This window comes from Brenneria roseae subsp. roseae (genome assembly GCF_003115845.1).
Taxonomy (GTDB): domain Bacteria; phylum Pseudomonadota; class Gammaproteobacteria; order Enterobacterales; family Enterobacteriaceae; genus Brenneria; species Brenneria roseae.
In genome coordinates this window covers 138,353-157,691 of record NZ_KZ819033.1, presented here as the reverse complement: position 1 = coordinate 157,691, position 19,339 = coordinate 138,353, and the positions used below count along the sequence as shown (strand labels likewise).

The 19,339-nt window shown below is 48.5% G+C and carries 18 protein-coding genes; 11 read left to right on the top strand and 7 right to left on the bottom strand.

All coding sequences use genetic code 11. The annotated features are described in order from the left end of the window. Nucleotides 1–119: 119 nt before the first annotated feature. Both mobB and mobA read right to left on the bottom strand, forming a co-directional pair. A complete protein-coding gene (gene mobB / locus DDT52_RS16120) occupies nt 120–641 on the bottom strand; it encodes a molybdopterin-guanine dinucleotide biosynthesis protein MobB (protein WP_136157256.1) in 522 nt (173 codons plus the stop codon). Continuing rightward, nucleotides 631–1,209: a molybdenum cofactor guanylyltransferase MobA gene (gene mobA / locus DDT52_RS16115; RefSeq protein WP_136157255.1), complete on the bottom strand. Its 579-nt coding sequence runs from the start codon at nt 1,207–1,209 to the stop codon at nt 631–633. Before mobA ends, mobB begins: the two co-directional genes overlap by 11 nt. A gap of 124 nt (nt 1,210–1,333) precedes the next feature. On the opposite strand from mobA, the gene DDT52_RS16110 reads away from it, so the two are divergent. From DDT52_RS16110 to spfP, 5 genes are all read left to right on the top strand, one after another. Continuing rightward, nucleotides 1,334–1,603 carry a YihD family protein gene (locus DDT52_RS16110; RefSeq protein ID WP_109055166.1) on the top strand — a complete coding sequence of 90 codons (270 nt, stop codon included), beginning with the start codon at nt 1,334–1,336 and terminating at the stop codon, nt 1,601–1,603. 73 nt (nt 1,604–1,676) lie between these two features. Then, nucleotides 1,677–2,663, top strand: a complete 987-nt coding sequence (locus DDT52_RS16105; protein WP_136157254.1) for a serine/threonine protein kinase — start codon at nt 1,677–1,679, stop codon at nt 2,661–2,663. Between the two features lie 24 nt (nt 2,664–2,687). Beyond that, nucleotides 2,688–3,311, top strand: a complete 624-nt coding sequence (gene dsbA / locus DDT52_RS16100) for a thiol:disulfide interchange protein DsbA (RefSeq protein ID WP_109055168.1) — start codon at nt 2,688–2,690, stop codon at nt 3,309–3,311. Nucleotides 3,312–3,689: 378 nt separating this feature from the next. Beyond that, nucleotides 3,690–6,482 (top strand): DNA polymerase I, encoded by a 2,793-nt coding sequence (gene polA, locus DDT52_RS16095; protein ID WP_136157253.1) that lies wholly within the window; start codon nt 3,690–3,692, stop codon nt 6,480–6,482. 162 nt (nt 6,483–6,644) lie between these two features. After that, nucleotides 6,645–6,692 carry a small protein SpfP gene (gene spfP / locus DDT52_RS21540; RefSeq protein WP_071892919.1) on the top strand — a complete coding sequence of 16 codons (48 nt, stop codon included), beginning with the start codon at nt 6,645–6,647 and terminating at the stop codon, nt 6,690–6,692. Nucleotides 6,693–6,898: 206 nt separating this feature from the next. Here the strand turns inward: spfP and yihA are convergent, their stop codons facing one another. Continuing rightward, nucleotides 6,899–7,516 carry a ribosome biogenesis GTP-binding protein YihA/YsxC gene (yihA, locus tag DDT52_RS16090; RefSeq protein WP_247595558.1) on the bottom strand — a complete coding sequence of 206 codons (618 nt, stop codon included), beginning with the start codon at nt 7,514–7,516 and terminating at the stop codon, nt 6,899–6,901. A gap of 341 nt (nt 7,517–7,857) precedes the next feature. Between yihA and yihI the strand changes: the two genes are divergently transcribed. Both yihI and hemN read left to right on the top strand, forming a co-directional pair. Beyond that, nucleotides 7,858–8,385, top strand: a complete 528-nt coding sequence (yihI, locus tag DDT52_RS16085; RefSeq protein WP_136157251.1) for a Der GTPase-activating protein YihI — start codon at nt 7,858–7,860, stop codon at nt 8,383–8,385. A gap of 405 nt (nt 8,386–8,790) precedes the next feature. Then, nucleotides 8,791–10,164 carry an oxygen-independent coproporphyrinogen III oxidase gene (gene hemN, locus DDT52_RS16080; protein ID WP_136157250.1) on the top strand — a complete coding sequence of 458 codons (1,374 nt, stop codon included), beginning with the start codon at nt 8,791–8,793 and terminating at the stop codon, nt 10,162–10,164. A 130-nt stretch (nt 10,165–10,294) separates the two neighbouring features. On the opposite strand, the gene DDT52_RS16075 is transcribed toward hemN, so the two are convergent. From DDT52_RS16075 to glnA, 4 genes are all read right to left on the bottom strand, one after another. Then, complete coding sequence (locus DDT52_RS16075; protein WP_136157249.1) at nt 10,295–10,417, bottom strand: YshB family small membrane protein; 123 nt, start codon at nt 10,415–10,417, stop codon at nt 10,295–10,297. A 264-nt stretch (nt 10,418–10,681) separates the two neighbouring features. Next, complete coding sequence (gene glnG, locus DDT52_RS16070) at nt 10,682–12,094, bottom strand: nitrogen regulation protein NR(I) (protein WP_109055173.1); 1,413 nt, start codon at nt 12,092–12,094, stop codon at nt 10,682–10,684. 8 nt (nt 12,095–12,102) lie between these two features. Beyond that, the gene (glnL, locus tag DDT52_RS16065; protein WP_109055174.1) at nt 12,103–13,152 is read right to left on the bottom strand and encodes a nitrogen regulation protein NR(II); all 1,050 of its coding nucleotides are present in this window, start codon (nt 13,150–13,152) and stop codon (nt 12,103–12,105) included. 288 nt (nt 13,153–13,440) lie between these two features. Beyond that, a complete protein-coding gene (gene glnA, locus DDT52_RS16060; RefSeq protein ID WP_109055175.1) occupies nt 13,441–14,850 on the bottom strand; it encodes a glutamate--ammonia ligase in 1,410 nt (469 codons plus the stop codon). 367 nt (nt 14,851–15,217) lie between these two features. Here glnA and typA point away from each other — a divergent pair, with 367 nt between their 5' ends. From typA to fabY, 4 genes are all read left to right on the top strand, one after another. Continuing rightward, complete coding sequence (typA, locus tag DDT52_RS16055; RefSeq protein WP_136157248.1) at nt 15,218–17,041, top strand: ribosome-dependent GTPase TypA; 1,824 nt, start codon at nt 15,218–15,220, stop codon at nt 17,039–17,041. Between the two features lie 170 nt (nt 17,042–17,211). After that, entirely contained in the window at nt 17,212–17,823 is a 612-nt protein-coding gene (gene yihX / locus DDT52_RS16050) for a glucose-1-phosphatase (RefSeq protein WP_136157247.1), read from the top strand. Nucleotides 17,824–17,901: 78 nt separating this feature from the next. Then, on the top strand, nt 17,902–18,339 hold the full coding sequence (gene dtd, locus DDT52_RS16045) for a D-aminoacyl-tRNA deacylase (RefSeq protein ID WP_136157246.1): 438 nt from the start codon (nt 17,902–17,904) through the stop codon (nt 18,337–18,339). Between the two features lie 56 nt (nt 18,340–18,395). Continuing rightward, nucleotides 18,396–19,337: a fatty acid biosynthesis protein FabY gene (fabY, locus tag DDT52_RS16040; RefSeq protein WP_136157245.1), complete on the top strand. Its 942-nt coding sequence runs from the start codon at nt 18,396–18,398 to the stop codon at nt 19,335–19,337. Nucleotides 19,338–19,339 lie beyond the last annotated feature (2 nt).

Sequence of the window (19,339 nt, the reverse complement as noted above, 5' to 3'; positions counted from 1 at the left end):
GGTCTCCCCATGTGAGAGTAGGGAACTGCCAGGCATCAAATTAAGCAAAAGGCTCAGTCGAAAGACTGGGCCTTTTGTTTTTAATAGATTCTCGCGCTAGTCTGGTAAAACCATCTTTCCTATTTTTGCCTGGATAACCACCGAGAGATAAACAGAGCGACTTCTTGGGGTTGATTAAGGTCTAATTGTGGAAGCGTGGCGGTTGCTATTTTTGTGTCTGAAGCAATAGCAATCACATGTTCGTCAAACAAATTAGCAAGTTCTCGACCTAAAGACTGACGAAATAAAACGATCTTGGCGATCTTTTCATGTTTGAATCCTTCAACCAAAACCAGATCAAGAGCAGAAGTATCCATTTTGCTGGCTAATTCATATAAATCAGGATCTTCCTGCTTTGGCGTTTCTGTCATCAACGCCCACCGCTGGTTACTTGCCACGATGGTCTGTGCGGCTCCAGCCTTACGTAACTCATAGCTGTCTTTACCTGGGGTATCAATATCCATTTGATGGTGTGTATGCTTGATTAGGCCCACCCTGATGCCCTTTTTTACCAAAAGCGGGATAACTTGTTTTAGTAGCGTTGTTTTTCCTGTACCGCTATAGGCTGTAACAGCAAGCAGGGGGGGATGATTAACATTCATTCTGGTGTCTCTGCCAATTGGATAAGTCTTCCGGTGAGTTCAGGTTAAGGAATGCGTTGGGCTGATCGGCAAATGAAACTGCTTTAGCGCCTATCTGTTCGATAAAAAGCATCAATTTGCGATCTCCATTATGAAGATAGGTTTTTAAGGGCTCGATAAGACATCGGTTGATTAACAATAGTGTCGGATGATCTCGGCGCCCATCTGTTACGTAGACCGCATTGTTCCCCTCTTTCTCTTTCCATAGCCGATGGACAAGATCCAGCGGGAGCCCTGGAACATCACAGGGAACAAAAACAATCCACTCTGATGCCGACACCTGCATGCCGGTAAGGATGCCAGCCAATGGGCCGGCAAAGCCTTTCTCAATGTCGCTAACGACCCGGTATCCACTTTGTTGGTAAGCGGATAGATTACGATTGGCGCTAATAATGATGTCATCAACCTGATTTTTCAGACGGCTGAGAACATGCTGGTATAACGGTATGCCACGAAGTTCCACCAGTCCTTTGTCGTTACCGCCCATTCGCGTTGACTGCCCACCCGCCAGAATGACGCCCGTGATCATTTTTTACCCCTGTTACCTGAGTCATATGTCATTTTCTGAAAACTTTTACTGAAGACCAAGTTCTTTCCACATACAGCCAAGACTGTTATTTTTGTCATAGTATTTACTTTTTGAGGATAAAAAAATGAAATGTCATCGCGTTAATGAACTGGTCGAACTGTTACACCCAGCCTGGCAAAAAGAGCCTGATTTAAATCTTGTCCAATTTTTACAAAAACTTGCACAGGAGGCGGGGTTCGAGGGGCAGTTTAGTGAGCTGACTGATGATATCCTTATTTACCATCTGAAAATGCGCGACTCAGATAAAGCACAGGTGATTCCTGGTTTGAAAAAAGATTATGAAGAAGATTTCAAAACCGCATTACTTCGTGCGCGTGGCGTTATTAAAGATTAATACGGTCAAAAAGTAACGTGCTCCTGGTGCCGATAAGTGCACATATTTATCTTACATACTGATAGTGGTTGTTATGAACAGCTCAGTTTTTAATTTTCAGACGTTGTTCCCTGAATTAATCATGGATGCATTGCTGGATACCGGATTGCGTGTAGATTCAGGTTTGACCGCTTTAAACAGCTATGAAAACCGGGTATATCAGTTTACTGATGAAGAACGGAAGCGATTTGTGGTGAAGTTTTACCGTCCGGAGCGGTGGACGGAAGCGCAAATTCTCGAAGAACATACGTTTGCCAGCGAACTTGCTGAAGATGAAGTCCCTATTGTCGCGCCGTTAATGCTGAATGGTCGTACTTTGCATCGTTATGAAGGATTTTATTTTGCCGTTTTTCCTAGTGTCGGCGGGCGGCAATATGAAATGGATAATGAAGAACAGCTGGAATGGGTTGGTCGATTCTTAGGCCGAATTCATCAGACGGGCAGTAAATCTTCTTTTTCAGAGCGACCAACTATCGGCTTGAATGAGTATTTGCATGAGCCTTATCAACTATTGGAACGCTGCCCATTAATACCGAAAACACATCGAAATGCTTTTTTACAGGCAACCAGAAAGCTGATTGATACTATCGCGATTTATTGGCGTACCGATTGGCATTCGCTGCGTTTGCATGGTGATTGTCATCCGGGCAATATTTTGTGGCGTGATGGCCCGCTGTTTGTGGATCTGGATGATGCACGTAATGGTCCGGCAATACAGGATTTATGGATGTTGCTGCATGGCGAGCGCCATGAACAACGCATACAGCTGGATATTCTGTTGGAGGCTTACAGTGAATTTGCTGAATTTCAGGATGATCAGTTGGCATTAATCGAACCTCTACGCGCGATGAGGCAGATCTATTATCTGGCCTGGGTTGCTCGCCGTTGGAAAGATCCCGCTTTTCCTCGAAATTTCCCTTGGATGACTGATGCAGATTTCTGGCTTAAGCAGATATCAATATTTACCGAACAGGTTAAGCTGTTACAGGAGCCTCCTTTACAGCTAATGCCAATGTACTGAAATTAAATGGAGAGAGTGTATTTTATGAAAAATTTATGGCTTGCGCTGATTGGTGTCGTTCTGTCATTTAGTGTTTCGGCGGCTGAATTCTCCAATGGTAAACAATTTGTCGAATTGGATAAATCTGCAACTCAGGAACCCCAGGTTCTTGAATTCTTCTCATTTTATTGCCCGCATTGTTATCAATTTGAGCAGGTTTACCATATACCTGAAGCAGTAAAAAAAGCGCTGCCTGCCGGGACAAAAATAACTCGCTATCATGTGGATTTTTTAGGTCCGTTGGGTAAAAACCTGACTCAGGCTTGGGCTGTGGCCATGGCGTTGGGCGTGGAAGAAAAAGTCAGTCCCTTGATGTTTGATGCGGTTCAGAAAACGCAGACCGTACAAAATCCTGACGATATTCGTAACGTTTTTATCAGCGCGGGTGTTAGTGCGGAAGAATTTGACGGTGCATTAAATAGTTTTGTTGTGAAATCCTTGGTTGCTCAACAGGAAAAAGCCGCGGCAGATTTACAATTACGTGGCGTTCCAGCTACGTTTGTTAATGGCAAATACATGATTAAGAATGATGGTCTGGATACCAGCTCAATGGATGCCTACGTAAAACAGTATGCTGATGTTGTAAAATTTCTTATCGATAAGAAATAAACGGTAAATAAACCACGCTGATGAATCAGCGTGGTTTTATTCTTTAGGCCTCGTCTTTTTATCTCTCAAACAAATACACTGTAATTTCATCAATATGCTATCGATTAATTTATATCCACAAAATGGATTATCTTTTACCGATCCTTGCTAATAATCAAAATTATTTTAACTGCATGAATAATATGGATATAAATAGAATCAATTTTTCCAGGGGATCTATGGATAATTAACTTTTCAATTCTATTCACAAACTTATCCACAGGGAGATCTTGCGATGATCCATGCAAAAATGATGAATACCTCACGTTAAGGATCGTCTCTTTCCTTCAGCTATGGCATGCTTAGCGTCATGACAGATAACAAAGATTACAGCAGGCTATGGCTCAGATTGCAGAAAACCCATTCATTCTGGTAGACGGCTCATCTTATTTGTACCGTGCTTATCATGCGTTTCCTCCGTTAACCAATAGCGCAGGAGAACCAACCGGTGCGATGTATGGCGTATTAAACATGCTGCGCAGCTTGCTGCTGCAATATCGCCCCAGTCATGTCGCGGTGGTGTTTGATGCCAAAGGTAAAACGTTCCGTGATGAGTTGTTCGAGAACTACAAGGCACATCGTCCACCAATGCCGGATGATTTGCGCGAACAGATTGAACCTTTGCACCAGATGGTGAAGGCCATGGGATTACCATTGCTTGCGGTTTCCGGTGTGGAAGCCGACGATGTGATTGGTACGCTGGCTTTGCAGGCTGAAAAAAACGGAACGCCAGTACTGATTAGTACCGGCGATAAAGATATGGCGCAGTTGGTTACGCCGAATATAACGCTCATCAACACCATGAACAACACCATCCTGGGCCCGCAGGAGGTGTGTGATAAATATGGTATTCCACCGGCATTGATTATCGATTTCCTGGCGTTAATGGGAGATTCATCCGATAACATTCCTGGTGTCCCCGGTATTGGAGAGAAGACGGCGCAAGCGTTATTGCAGGGCATCGGCGGCGGTCTGGATATGTTGTATGCCAATCTGGATAAGATCGCCGGGCTTTCATTCCGCGGTGCTAAAACCATGGCGCCTAAGCTCGAGCAAAATAAAGAAATTGCGTACCTTTCCTATCAGCTTGCCACCATTAAAACAGATGTTGAGCTTGACCTGAGCTGCGGGCAGTTAACGGTCAATGAACCGGATGTTGATGAACTGCATCGTTTATTTTCCCACTATGAATTCAAGCGTTGGTTAGCGGATATTGAATCCGGCACATGGTTGCAAGGTAAAAAGAGCCACTCACCTGCGCCGAAAGCGATCAAAGCGGCTGAGAAACATATTGATAAGCCTGAAACAGCGCCGGTACTTTCTGCTGATGGCTATGTCACCATCCTGGATGAAAAGACGCTGCTGGAATGGATTGAACGTTTAAAAAATGCCGACGTTTTTGCTTTTGATACCGAAACCGATGGGTTGGATACATTAACCGCCAACCTCATTGGGCTTTCATTTTCGGTAAAACCAGGGGAAGCCGCTTATCTTCCATTGGCTCATGATTATCTGGATGCGCCGGAGCAGCTGGATCGCGATTGGGTATTGGCCTTGCTTAAGCCGCTGTTGGAAGATGAAAAAAGCTTAAAGGTTGGTCAGAACCTTAAATTCGATAAAGGCGTGATGAAACGTTATGACATCGAGCTGCGAGGAATCGCGTTTGATACCATGCTCGAATCTTATGTTCTGGATAGCGTTGCCGGGCGTCACGATATGGATAGCCTTGCTGAACGCCATCTGAGTCATAAAACAATTACCTTTGAAGAGATTGCCGGCAAAGGCAAGAACCAACTGACATTTAATCAAATCGCACTGGAACAAGCGGGGCCTTATGCGGCGGAGGATGCGGATGTCACATTACATTTGCACCAGAAACTGTGGGAGCAATTACAGCAACATGCTGAACTTCGTCAGGTGTTTCAGACCATTGATATGCCGTTGGTGCCCGTGTTATCCCGAATGGAACGAACTGGCGTGCTGATTGATCCTGGCATTCTGTCCGAACACTCTAAAGAGCTGACAGTTCGTCTGGCTGAATTGGAAACCCAGGCTTACGAATTGGCGGGTGAAGAGTTTAACTTGTCGTCGACAAAGCAGTTGCAAGGCATTTTGTACGAAAAGCAAAAGCTGCCGATCCTGAAAAAAACGCCGAAAGGCGCGCCTTCTACCAATGAAGAAGTGCTGGCTGAGCTGGCATTGGATTACCCTTTGCCAAAATTGATTCTTGAGTATCGCGGACTGGCGAAACTGAAATCTACCTACACCGACAAGCTGCCGTTGATGATTAACCCGGCAACCAAGCGTGTGCATACTTCTTATCATCAGGCGGTGACGGCTACCGGCCGCCTGTCTTCCAGCGATCCCAACTTGCAAAACATTCCGGTGCGTAATGAAGAAGGGCGGCGTATTCGCCAGGCTTTTATTGCACCGAAGGGATACAGCATTGTTGCCGCGGACTATTCGCAGATTGAGCTTCGTATTATGGCGCATCTTTCCGGCGATAAGGGTCTATTGAAAGCGTTCTCTGATGGGCTGGATATTCATCGTGCTACCGCTTCGGAAGTATTTGGCATTGCGCTGGATAAGATAACGTCTGAACAGCGTCGCAGTGCAAAAGCCATTAACTTTGGCCTGATATACGGTATGAGTGCGTTTGGGCTGTCGCGCCAGTTGAATATTCCTCGTTATGAATCGCAGAAATACATGAATCTGTATTTCGAACGTTACCCTGGTGTTCAGGAATATATGGATCGTACCCGCCAGCAGGCCACCGAGCAGGGCTATGTTTCTACCTTGGATGGTCGTCGTCTTTATCTGCCGGACATTAATTCGCGTAATGCAATAGCCCGTAAGGCGGCAGAGCGAGCGGCCATCAATGCGCCGATGCAGGGGACTGCGGCCGATATTATCAAGAAAGCGATGATCGCGATTGACGATTGGTTACAACAAGAGAAACCGCTCGTGAATATGATCATGCAGGTTCACGATGAATTGGTTTTTGAGATCCATGATTCCGTTTTGGAAGCATCTAAAAACAAAATCAGAGAGTTAATGGAAGGATGCATGCAGCTTAACGTACCGTTGCGAGTTGATATTGGAACCGGTATGAACTGGGATGAAGCGCATTAAGCCAGGTTGGGTCATATATTTCTGTAATAAAATAACAGGATAGTGTGACCTGGTTTGACTTTGTGTAGCTGGTTGCCAATTTTTATGAAAGTAAACAACAAAAAAACCTTTGTTCCGACGAAAAAATAGGGTAGAGTTAAAGACGTAGGGTACAGAGGTAAGATGTTCTATCTTTCAGACCTTTTACTTCACGTAATCGGATTTGGCTGAATATTAGCCGCCCCGGTCATTTTTGACTGGGGCGTTTTTTATTCGTCTCATTCCTGAAGCTCACCCCTATGAGCCCGCCACCAGTGGCGTTTATAACGCTCCCCCGCGTTTTTTTATGACGGACGTTCAGCCCGTCACAAGCGACGTTGAAAATATTTCCCGGAAATTTTTTATTGGGGCAGTTCAGGATTGGCAGGAAACAGGAATTACTCGCTTTTCTGTTCTTCTTCCTCATCGATAGATGGCAACGAGCTGAACCAGCTATCAAGCTTCTGACGTAATTTCTCAACGCCCAGTTTCTTCAGTGAAGAAAAGGCTTCCACCTGAATATCACCCATAAATGGCAATACCGCTTCACGTACCATATCAAGTTGAGCTTTACGTGCGCCAGATGCCAATTTGTCCGCTTTGGTCAGCAGAACCAGAACGGGAAGCTGTGCATCAACTGCCCACAATAGCATTTGTTGATCGAGATCTTTCAGCGGGTGGCGGATATCCATCAGTATCACCAGGCCTTTCAGACTATTACGCTTCTGAAGATATTCGCCCAGCGAGCGTTGCCACTTGAGTTTCATGGCTTCCGGCACATCGGCATAACCGTAACCGGGTAAGTCCACCAAACGAACGCCTGCCACAACTTCAAACAGGTTGATGAGCTGCGTTCTTCCCGGTGTTTTACTGGTACGCGCCAGGTTTTTTTGATTGGTCAGCGTGTTCAGCGCGCTGGATTTTCCGGCGTTAGAGCGCCCAGCAAAGGCAACTTCAATACCGCTATCTGTTGCCAGGTGGCGAATATCCGGGGCGCTGATGACAAAATGCGTCATGTGGTAGTTATATTGCTGGGTCACAATGATTATCTCTGTCTGGATCGAGTCAGGTTGGGGATTATACCTGTAACTGACAATAAAGGCGGCTTTATCTGTGCCGAAATCTGGTTCCTGATGTGCTGGATTGCCTCGCGTATCTGGTCGTCGCGGTTCGCGATGTGACGAGAGAGACATTCGATGGGCGGCTTCCTTGCACCTTGAAAGGCAATGGGTATAGCCTATATTCAAGTCTGAAATAATGAAAACCATCATCAGTCTATGTGAGTACTTTTTTATTGTCGGGCTTTCTGCTAGATTCCGCCGCAATTACCTTCACCTGTGTACCTGAGAACAACATTATGAGCCAATCAGTTAAAGGGTCCGCCAAACCCAAAATCAAAAGAAAAACCCGCGAAGAGCTGGATCGGGAAGCACGTGACAGGAAACGTCAGAAAAAACACCGTGGTCATGTAGCTGGAAGCCGTGCTCAGGAAAAAGGTCCGTCAAATGGAACTGCCGGACAGCGTAACGCTGCCGATCCACGCATAGGTAGTAAAAAACCGATTCCGTTGGGGATTCAGGAAACCGTATCTGCAAAATCCAAATCTGTCACCCGAGCAGTCAAAGAACCGGTAACACCTGCCGCCATGTCGCCCGAAGAAGAACTGGCGATGCTGGAAAACGATACTCGTTTGGATGCGCTGCTGGATCGTCTGGATAACGGAGAAACGCTGAGTGCCAAAGAGCAATCCTGGGTTGATGAAACGCTGGATCGTATTGATATGTTGATGGAGCAGCTTGGTATTGAACTGGGGGATGACGAAGAAGAGCAACAGGAAGATATGCTGCAACTTCTGAAGCGCAATAACCCGAAAGATGCATTCTAATCGATGAAATTGCTGTTTCTGTTACTGGTATTGCTGGTTACGTTTTATCTGGTTTGCCTGTTAGGTAAACTCTGGCTCCTGTCGAAACGGAAAAACCGATTACATCGTGCAGTTATGAATGGCCGATCGCCATTGATACGCCCAAGAAAAAAACGCCGGGAGCGTTTTTAAACGCCACTGGTGGCGGCCCTTAGGGTGAGTCTCAGGGATGAGACGAATAAAAAAACGCCGGGAGCGTTTTTAAACGCCACTGGTGGCGGCCCTTAGGGTGAGTCTCAGGGATGAGACGAATAAAAAAACGCCGGGAGCGTTTTTAAACGATCCGTAAAAGGGTAAGTTTCCGGCGACCCCGTAGAGGGAGGGCAAGGATTTGGCCAATAACAAAGACAGGAAGGAGTGAGCAGCATGTCCGTACAGTCAGTTGATTGGGATTTAGCCCTGATTCAAAAATATAACTATTCCGGGCCCCGTTACACGTCTTATCCCACAGCGCTGGAGTTCAGTGAACAGTTCGATGAGCCTGCTTTTCGGCAGGCTATTGCGCGTTATCCACAGCGAGCGCTCTCGCTATATGTCCATATCCCATTTTGCCACCGTCTATGCTATTTCTGCGGCTGTAATAAGCTGGTCACGCGCCAGCAGCATAAAGCGGATGAATACCTTGATGTGCTGGAACAAGAAATCCGCCAGCGGGCTCCGTTGTTTGCCGGACGAACGGTGACGCAAATGCATTGGGGAGGCGGTACGCCGACCTATTTGAATAAATCGCAGATTAGTCGCTTGATGCGGCTGCTGCGTGAGCAATATTCTTTTTCAACTCAGGCCGAGCTGTCGCTGGAAGTTGATCCTCGTGAAATTGAGCTGGATGTTCTCGATCACCTGCGCGCCGAAGGATTTAATCGCCTGAGCATGGGGGTACAGGATTTTAATAAAGAAGTACAGAATCTGGTCAATCGTGAACAGGATGAAGATTTCATTTTTGCATTGATCGCGCGAGCGAAATCTCTGGGTTTTACGTCAACCAATATTGATCTGATTTATGGCTTGCCAAAGCAGACCCCTGAAAGTTTTGCATTTACGCTACAGCGTGTCGCTGAACTGAACCCACACCGGCTCAGTGTGTTTAACTATGCGCATTTACCCGGCTTGTTTGCGGCTCAGCGGAAAATCAAAGAGGCTGATTTGCCGGATGCAGAACAGAAGATGGAGATTTTGCAGCAGACAATCAGCACCCTGACGCAATCAGGTTACCAGTTTATTGGTATGGATCACTTTGCACGTCCAGATGATGAACTGGCGGTGGCGCAGCGGGCGGGAACGCTGCATCGTAATTTCCAGGGCTACACAACCCAGGGAGATAGCGATTTGCTGGGCATGGGGGTATCGGCGATTAGTATGATCGGTGATAGTTATGCCCAAAATCAGAAGGAACTGAAACGCTATTATGCTCAGGTCAGGGATTCAGGAAATGCGTTGTGGCGTGGATTGCAACTGACGCAGGATGATTGCATCCGGCGTGATGTCATCAAGACGCTGATTTGTAATTTCCAGCTAAGCTATCAGGCAATTGAAGCGGATTACGGTATCGATTTTCAGTCCTATTTTGCGCAGGATTTGCAGCAGTTGGCACCATTAGCGGCTGATGGGCTGGTGGATATGCAGGAAGCCGGGATTGCGGTTACGCCGAAAGGGCGTCTGTTGATCCGTAATATCTGCATGTGTTTCGATAGTTACCTGCGGGATAAAATACGGACGCAGCAATTTTCTCGGGTGATCTAATAAAAAAACAGCCACATTTTATGGCGGGCATTCTGCTCGCCGCCCTAAGGGCCGCCATAAATGGCATTTAAAAACGCTTCAGGCGTTTTTTTACTTTTAGTGAGAACACCGGCATTGAGATGGCGGTGTGTTAACTAAAGAAGTTGATCAAAGCGGCGCACAGGACAGCGGCAATCGCTGTTTGCGGTGAATGGCTCGCAGCAGAGCTTATTTCAGCGCTGTGTGTCACTATGGAAATTAATGAATCCAGCATGATACTCCTCCCGAATCAGCGACATGATCATACTGCTGGCCAACGGCAAGTAAAGAACAAATTTATGACAATTTCGTGCGCCAGATTGTATTTTTCACGCTAATTTTCACAGCTTGTCACCAGCTGCTTTCCGAAGTAGCACGAGTGTGTTTCTGGATCACCCATGGCGGCGGTGTTTTGGGGGCCGCCTGACGGTTAGATGCGATACCGCTATCCTTGCGCTACGGTGAAAGTGCTTGCACAAAATAGATGTGCAAGCCTTGATTACTCCATTCCCAGTTCTTTCAGCTTGCGCGTAAGGGTATTTCTTCCCCATCCCAATAAGCGGGCCGCTTCCTGCTTATGTCCCTGTGTATGCCGCAGCGCGGTGGTGAGCAAGGTTCTTTCCATTTCGGGTTGCGCTTCTGCCAACAGATTTTGATGACCGGAACGCAATGCCCGATCTGCCCACTGTGCCAATAGGGTTGCCCAACTGTCTGGCAACATATGAACGGTGGAATCGGGAGCGGTGGTTTCAAATAACTCTGGTGGCAAATCCTGAATCAGCACTTCCTGACCAGCCGCCATGACCGTCAACCAGCGACAGGTGTTTTCCAGTTGCCGCACGTTGCCCGGCCAGGGCAGGCGGGTGAGTGCCGTTTCTGTTTCCGGATGCAGATTTTTCGGTTCCACGCCCAGTTCTTTGGCCGTCGCCTGCAAAAAGTAGCGCGCCAGACGAGGAATATCCTCACGGCGTTCACGCAGCGGTGGCAGGTGAACACGAATAACATTCAGACGGTGAAAAAGGTCTTCACGAAACTTTCCTTCCTGTACCCGCAGTTCAAGGTTTTGGTGCGTCGCTGCAATAATTCGCACATCCACTTTAACCGCGGCGTAGCCACCAACCCGATAAAACTGACCGTCAGCCAATACGCGCAATAAACGAGTCTGGACATCGAGCGGCATATCGCCGATTTCATCCAGAAACAGCGTACCGCCATCGGCCTGCTCGAAGCGTCCCTGACGAATTTGATTAGCGCCGGTAAATGCGCCTTTCTCATGGCCAAACAATTCTGATTCGATCAAATCCTTTGGAATTGCCGCCATGTTCAGGGCGATAAAAGGTGCCTTGGCCCGCGGACTATGGCGGTGCAGAGCATGGGCAACGAGTTCTTTACCGGTACCGGATTCTCCGTTGATCAGCACGCTGATGGAAGAACGTGACAGACGGCCAATGATCCGAAACACATCCTGCATTGCAGGCGCTTCACCAATGATATCCGTTGTCGGGCCGTTGATCGGTTGACTACGAACGGGCTGCTGCTGTTCCAGATAGTGACTGATGGCTCGTTCGACCAGCGCGACCGCTTCGTCGATATCAAAAGGTTTTGGAAGGTAATCAAATGCGCCTTGCTGATAGGCGCTGACGGCTGCGTCCAGATCGGAATGCGCAGTCATAATGATGACCGGTAACATAGGATGACGTTGTTTTATTTGCTGCAATAATGCCAGCCCATCCATTCCCGGCATACGGATATCGGACAACAGTACGTCTGGCGTTTGTGTTGCCAACGCATGCAGAGCCTGGTTTCCGTTATCAAACGTCGCACAGGTTAAACCCGCACCAGTGAGCGCACGTTCGAGCACCCAACGGATGGAGCTATCGTCATCGACAATCCAGACTATCCCTCGTTGCATTGTGAACCTCACTGGCGAATGGGCAGGTAGACCGAGAATTCGGTGTGTCCTGGCCAACTGTTAAATTCAATTTTACCGGAATGTTGATCGATAAGGCTGCGTGCAATGGACAACCCCAAACCTGTGCCACCTTCCCGACCGCTGACCATTGGATAGAACAGCGTATCCTGTAACTGAGCCGGTACACCTGGGCCGTCATCTTCAATATCAATGCGTGCAGCGAGGCGATAACGCACACCATGTAAGGTGAGCTGAAATGCGGTACGGGTACGCAACGTGATGGTACCGCCTTCCTTACCTAATGCCTGTAACGCGTTACGCGTGATGTTCAGTAACACCTGTTCAATCTGATCTGGGTCGTGCGTGAGTTCAGGCAGGCTGGGATCGTAATCTTTCACCAGCGTCACGTTGTCCGGTTTTTCCAGAGAAACGAGTTGGCATACCCGCTCCGCAACCTGATGGATGCTTTGGGTGACATGCAGGCCAGGCTGCTGAGGGCCAAGCAGACGGTCAACCAGATTGCGCAGACGATCCGCCTGTTCGATGATCACTTTGGTGTATTCGGTCAGCGCCGGATCGGGTAAGGCTTTGGAGAGTAGCTGCGCGGCGCCACGTAATCCACCCAGTGGATTTTTTATCTCGTGCGCCAACCCTCTGACCAAATCCCGGGCGGCCTGTTGCTGAGCCTGCTGGAGCTGCTCCTGGCTAAGACGACGTTGGTTATCCATCGGCGCCATTTCCAGCAGAATGAAATCACCCTGCACCCGTTGCGCGGTAAGCGACATGATATGGGCTTTACCATCCACGACGATGGTGACTTCGTTATCCGTAAAACCTTGCCCTGAATCCAGACTCTCACGCATCAAATCTATATTCAGAGAAAAATATCCCAGCAAGTCAGGTAACGGCGTACCTGATAATTTACGCGAGCTTTGTGCCAATAATTGTTGCGCTGCCGGGTTGGAATAATGAATCGCCAGATCGCTATCCAGCAATAAAATGCTGTTGATTAAAGAATTTAGGATCTGCCCAGCATCGGGCAGCGTGCCTGTTGCCATAACGCAGACTCCCGCACCATATTGGTGCATAGTAGTGTATATGATGGATATGATGTTGCAACTTCAGAGTTTGTGGAGAAAAAAGCCCATCATGAGATGGGCTGAAAAGTTTCCACGGCAACAAAAAATTTTCAGAAAAAATTTTTATTAACGTAACGTTAGCCCCTACCGGGATGACGGACATGAATAGCCCGCCACAAAAAACAAACTAACGATTCATTCTGTCAGTAGCCTAACCGTCAGCACGATTGGGCTACCGTTTTACTGTACGGCTAATCGCAGTTTCAATTACACGCTGTAGTACAGTTCAAACTCAACCGGATGCGGAGTCATGCGAATACGGTCATTTTCTGCTTTGCGCAGCTCGATGTAAGCATTGATAGCGTCGTCAGTGAACACGCCACCACGGGTCAGGAACTCGCGGTCTGCATCCAGTGCGTTCAGTGCTTCTTCCAGAGAACCTGCAACGGTTGGGATTTCACTCGCTTCTTCCGGCGGCAGATCGTACAGGTTTTTGTCCATTGCATCGCCAGGATGGATTTTGTTGATCACGCCATCCAGACCCGCCATCAGCAACGCTGAGAAACACAGGTATGGGTTAGCCGCCGGATCCGGGAAGCGAACTTCGATACGACGTGCTTTCGGACTTGCGACAACCGGAATACGGATAGACGCAGAACGGTTACGTGCGGAGTAAGCCAGCATTACTGGCGCTTCGTAACCCGGGACCAGACGCTTGTAAGAGTTGGTGGTCGGGTTGGATAATGCGTTGATAGCTTTAGCGTGTTTGATTATGCCGCCAATGTAAAACAGCGCAGTTTCAGACAGACCGCCGTATTTGTCGCCAGCAAACAGGTTGGTGCCGTTTTTGGCTAAAGACATATGGCAGTGCATACCGGAACCGTTGTCACCGAATATGGGTTTTGGCATGAAGGTCGCGGTTTTACCGAACGCATGAGCAACGTTATGCACGACGTATTTGTAAATCTGAATTTCATCTGCTTTTTTGGTCATGGTATTGAAGCGGGTAGCCACTTCGTTCTGACCAGCGGTTGCTACTTCATGGTGGTGTGCTTCTACAACCAGACCCATTTCTTCCATGGTCAGACACATGGTAGAGCGCAGATCCTGTGAAGAATCTACTGGTGGAACCGGGAAGTAACCGCCTTTTACTGACGGACGGTGGCCTTTGTTGCCGCCTTCGTATTTCGTGCCGGAGTTCCACGCACCTTCGATATCGTCAATGGCTACGTGAGAACCGGAAATGTTGCTGCCGAAGCGAACATCATCAAACAGGAAGAATTCTGGTTCCGGCCCAAACAGCACCGTATCGGCAATGCCGGAAGAACGCAGGAAGTCTTCAGCACGTTTGGAGATAGAGCGCGGATCGCGATCGTAGCCCTGCATGGTGCCTGGTTCCAGAATGTCGCAACGGATAATCAGAGTAGACTCTTCAAAGAACGGGTCGATAACGGCAGTGCTCGCATCTGGCATCAAGACCATGTCGGATTCGTTAATGCCTTTCCAGCCGCCAATCGAGGAACCATCAAACATTTTGCCTTCTTCAAAGAAGTCAGCGTTAACTTGATGAGCCGGAATGGTGACGTGCTGTTCTTTACCTTTGGTGTCGGTGAAGCGTAAATCAACAAACTTCACTTCATGTTCATTCAGCATCGTCAAAACATGTTCTGCGGACATACTTGGTTCTCCCGATTGTTATTTATCGTCGTGGAACGAATATCATTGTGGATTGATGTTGTTACCGTGCGTAAACTAAAGCTAAAAGTGTGCCAACTTTTTAAATGCGTGCAATGTGTTGCTCTTAGGGGCTTTCCGCGTGAAGGCCTCTGCACCATTATAGGTTATAGCACCAAAATGGTGCTTTGTGGTGAGCTTGTGCACCAATTTGGTGCTTTGGTTCACTCTTGTAGCGTTTTTGCACCGTGAAAGGGATCACAAAGCAGGCAGCATTGGGTTGTTTATCATAGATGCTTGTGATCTTGTTTAGTCCCTCGATTAATACGTGTACAATAGCGCGCTATTTCTAAATGCCTGAGGCAAAGCTGTGATCGAAAATTTGCGTAACATCGCCATTATTGCGCACGTTGACCATGGGAAAACCACCCTGGTCGATAAGTTGTTGCAACAATCCGGAACTTTCGGAGAACGTACTGAAGCAACCGAACGTGTAATGGACTCCAACGATTTGGAGAAAGAGCGTGGAATTACCATCCTCGCCAAAAATACCGCCATTAATTGGAAAGACTACCGCATTAACATCGTGGACACCCCTGGACACGCCGACTTCGGCGGTGAGGTAGAACGTGTAATGTCGATGGTTGACTCGGTGCTGTTGGTCGTTGACGCAATGGATGGCCCGATGCCGCAGACCCGTTTTGTGACCAAGAAAGCATTTGCTAATGGTCTGAAACCGATTGTGGTAATCAACAAGGTTGACCGTCCCGGGGCGCGTCCTGACTGGGTTGTCGATCAGGTGTTCGACCTGTTCGTAAACCTGGATGCGACGGATGAGCAACTGGATTTCCCTATCATTTACGCATCAGCGTTAATGGGTATCGCGGGTAACGATCATAATGATATGGCGGAAGATATGACTCCGCTGTATCAGGCGATCGTTGACCACGTATCTGCGCCTAAAGTAGAGCTTGAAGCGCCGTTCCAGATGCAGATCTCCCAGTTGGACTATAACAACTACGTGGGTGTTATCGGTATTGGCCGTATCAAACGCGGTCGTGTTAAGCCTAACCAGCCGGTCACTGTCATTGATAGCGAAGGCAAAACTCGTAACGGTAGAGTCGGTAAGGTTCTGACCCATATGGGACTGGAACGTATCGAAGCGCCGGTGGCTGAAGCGGGTGATATTATTGCTATCACGGGTCTGGGCGAACTGAACATCTCCGATACCATCTGTGATGTGAACGCGGTTGAGGCCTTGCCTGCGCTGTCTGTTGATGAACCGACCGTGACCATGTACTTCAACGTCAACACTTCGCCGTTCTGCGGTAAAGAAGGGAAGTATGTGACGTCTCGTCAGATCCTTGAACGTCTGAACAAAGAACTGGTGCATAACGTCGCGCTGCGCGTTGAAGAAACCGAAGACGCCGACGCATTCCGCGTGTCGGGCCGTGGTGAACTCCACCTGTCGGTTTTGATCGAAAACATGCGCCGTGAAGGTTTCGAACTGGCGGTTTCTCGTCCTAAAGTTATCAATCGCAAAATCGATGGCCGCTTGCAGGAGCCATTCGAGAACGTGACGCTGGATATCGAAGAACAGCACCAGGGCGCGGTCATGCAGGCCATGGGTGAGCGTAAGGGTGATGTTAAAGACATGATCCCTGATGGCAAGGGCCGTATTCGTCTGGATTACCTGATCCCTGCTCGCGGTCTGATCGGTTTTCGTACCGAATTCATGACGATGACGTCGGGTACCGGTCTGCTGTATTCCACCTTCAGTCATTACGATGACGTGCGCCCGGGTGAAATCGGTCAACGCCAGAACGGCGTGCTGATCTCCAACGGTCAGGGTAAAGCGGTGGCATTCGCCCTGTTCGGTTTGCAGGATCGCGGCAAACTGTTCCTGGGACACGGTGCTGAAGTGTATGAAGGCCAGATTATCGGTATTCACTCACGTTCAAACGATCTGACAGTAAACTGTCTGACCGGTAAGAAACTGACCAACATGCGTGCTTCTGGTACGGATGAAGCCACGACGCTGGTTCCAGCCATCAAAATGTCTCTGGAACAAGCGCTGGAGTTTATCGATGATGATGAACTGGTTGAAGTCACGCCTCTGTCGATTCGTATTCGTAAGCGTTATCTAACCGAAAACGATCGTAAACGTGCTAACCGCGGCCCGAAAGAAGGCTGATTTTTGTCAGTGATTTCTTTTGTGCAAAAGGGCATCTTCGGATGCCTTTTTTTATGCGCATCGTTTTTATCTACATCTCTGCTTTCATTTTTTCCTGTTCATCCTCCCTGTTCAGTTTTGCGATTTCCCGCTACAGTGAAAAACCAACGGTTATATCAGGAGGAGAGACCATGCTTTATATCTTCGATTTGGGCAACGTCGTCATCGATATTGATTTCAACCGGGTTTTAGGCGTCTGGAGCAATCTCAGCAGTGCGCCGCTGGCGACGCTGAAAGAGCGTTTTGTCATGGGAGAAGCGTTTGAACAGCATGAACGTGGCGAAATCAGTGATGAAGAATTTGCTGAACGGCTATGTCATGAAATGGGTATTTCGTTGAGCTTCGAGCAGTTTTCCGCGGGATGGCAGGCTATTTTTGTGGCATTGCGTCCGGAGGCGATCGCGATCATGCAGCAGCTGCGAAAGGATGGGCATCGCGTCGTCATTCTTTCCAATACCAACCGCCTGCACTGCGGTCATTGGCCGGTGTTGTTCCCCGAAGTGGAGAACGCGGCCGATCGCCTTTATCTGTCACAGGATATCGGTTTACGCAAGCCCGAAGCGGCTATCTATCAGTATGTGTTGACGCAAGAAGGCGTCGCGCCGGAACAGGCAATCTTCTTTGATGATAACCCCGCCAATGTTGCAGCTGCCCAGGCGCTGGGGATCCACAGTATTCTGGTGACCGATCGTCAGGCGATCCCGGACTTTTTCGCCACACGATCAGCCACGGCCAGTGTGTAAGCCATTGTTAATCGGTTTCATCGTACCTTTCTGCGATGAAGCCTGCCAACATCATGAAAACAGGAGTGAAAACGTTCTATGATCGCGTTAATTCAGCGGGTTTCCAGCGCCAGTGTCACCGTAGACCATGCGATTGCGGGGGAAATTGGGCAAGGATTACTGGTATTGCTGGGCGTTGAGCAAGGCGATGATGAACAAAAGGCTGAGCGGCTTTGCGAACGGGTTTTGGGTTACCGAATATTCGGTGATGAAAATGGCAAAATGAACTTTAATGTCGGTCAGGCCGGCGGCAGTGTCCTCGTGGTGTCGCAATTTACGCTGGTGGCTGATACCCAAAGAGGAATGCGTCCCGGTTTTTCCCGCGGCGCGGCGCCAGCGCAAGCCGATCGTCTCTATCAGTATTTTGTCGGACAGTGCCGTGAACGGGCCATTCATACGGAAACAGGATGTTTTGCCGCAGACATGAAAGTCGCATTGGTTAATGATGGTCCGGTGACCTTCTGGTTACAGGTATGACGTATTTTTTAATGAGACATGGTTTTCATTAAGCATGGTTTTAAAGGGGAATTGTTATGTATCACCTGAGAGTACCTGAAAGCGCCGAAGAACTTGATGCGTACTATCAGTTCCGCTGGGAGATGCTGCGTAAACCTCTGCATCAGCCTCTTGGCTCTGAGCGCGACGCCTATGACGCGCTGGCGCACCATCAGACCGTGGTTGACGAACAAGGGCGGCTGGTGGCGATTGGACGCCTTTCTATCAATGCCGATAATGAAGCGGCAATCCGGTTTTTAGCGGTACATCCGCAGGTCAGGGGGAAAGGGTTAGGGACATTGCTGGCCATGACTCTGGAGTCGGTGGCGCGTCAGGAAGGAGTAAAGCGCGTAGTATGCAGCGCGCGTGAGGACGCCATCGATTTCTTCGCCAAGCTGGGGTTTGTCAATCAGGGCGAAATCACCGCGCCACAGACGACGCCGATACGACACTTTCTGATGATTAAACCGGTTGCGACGCTGGATGATATTTTACATCGTCCGGATTGGTGCGGTCAGTTACAGCAGGCCTGGTATGAGCGTATTCCGCTGAGTGAAAAAATGGGCGTGCGCATCAGCCAATACACCGGGCAGAAATTTATTACTACAATGCCGGAAACAGGTAATCAGAATCCTCATCACACGCTGTTTGCCGGGAGTATGTTTTCGCTTGCTACGCTGACAGGCTGGGGATTGATCTGGCTGCTATTGCGTGAAAGGCATTTGGGCGGAACGATTATTCTGGCTGATGCGCATATTCGTTACAGCACACCCGTGATGGGCAGGCCAAGTGCGGTTGCCGATCTTGGCTCACTAAGCGGTGATTTGGATCGTCTCGCTCGTGGGCGCAAAGCCAGAGTCCAACTGAATGTGGAGCTGTTTGGCGATGATAAAAAAGGCGCGCTGTTTGAAGGGATTTATATTGTTTTACCCGCGAAGCCGGAAGATCCTCTGGAACAAGGCGGGTCGGAAATACGGTGATG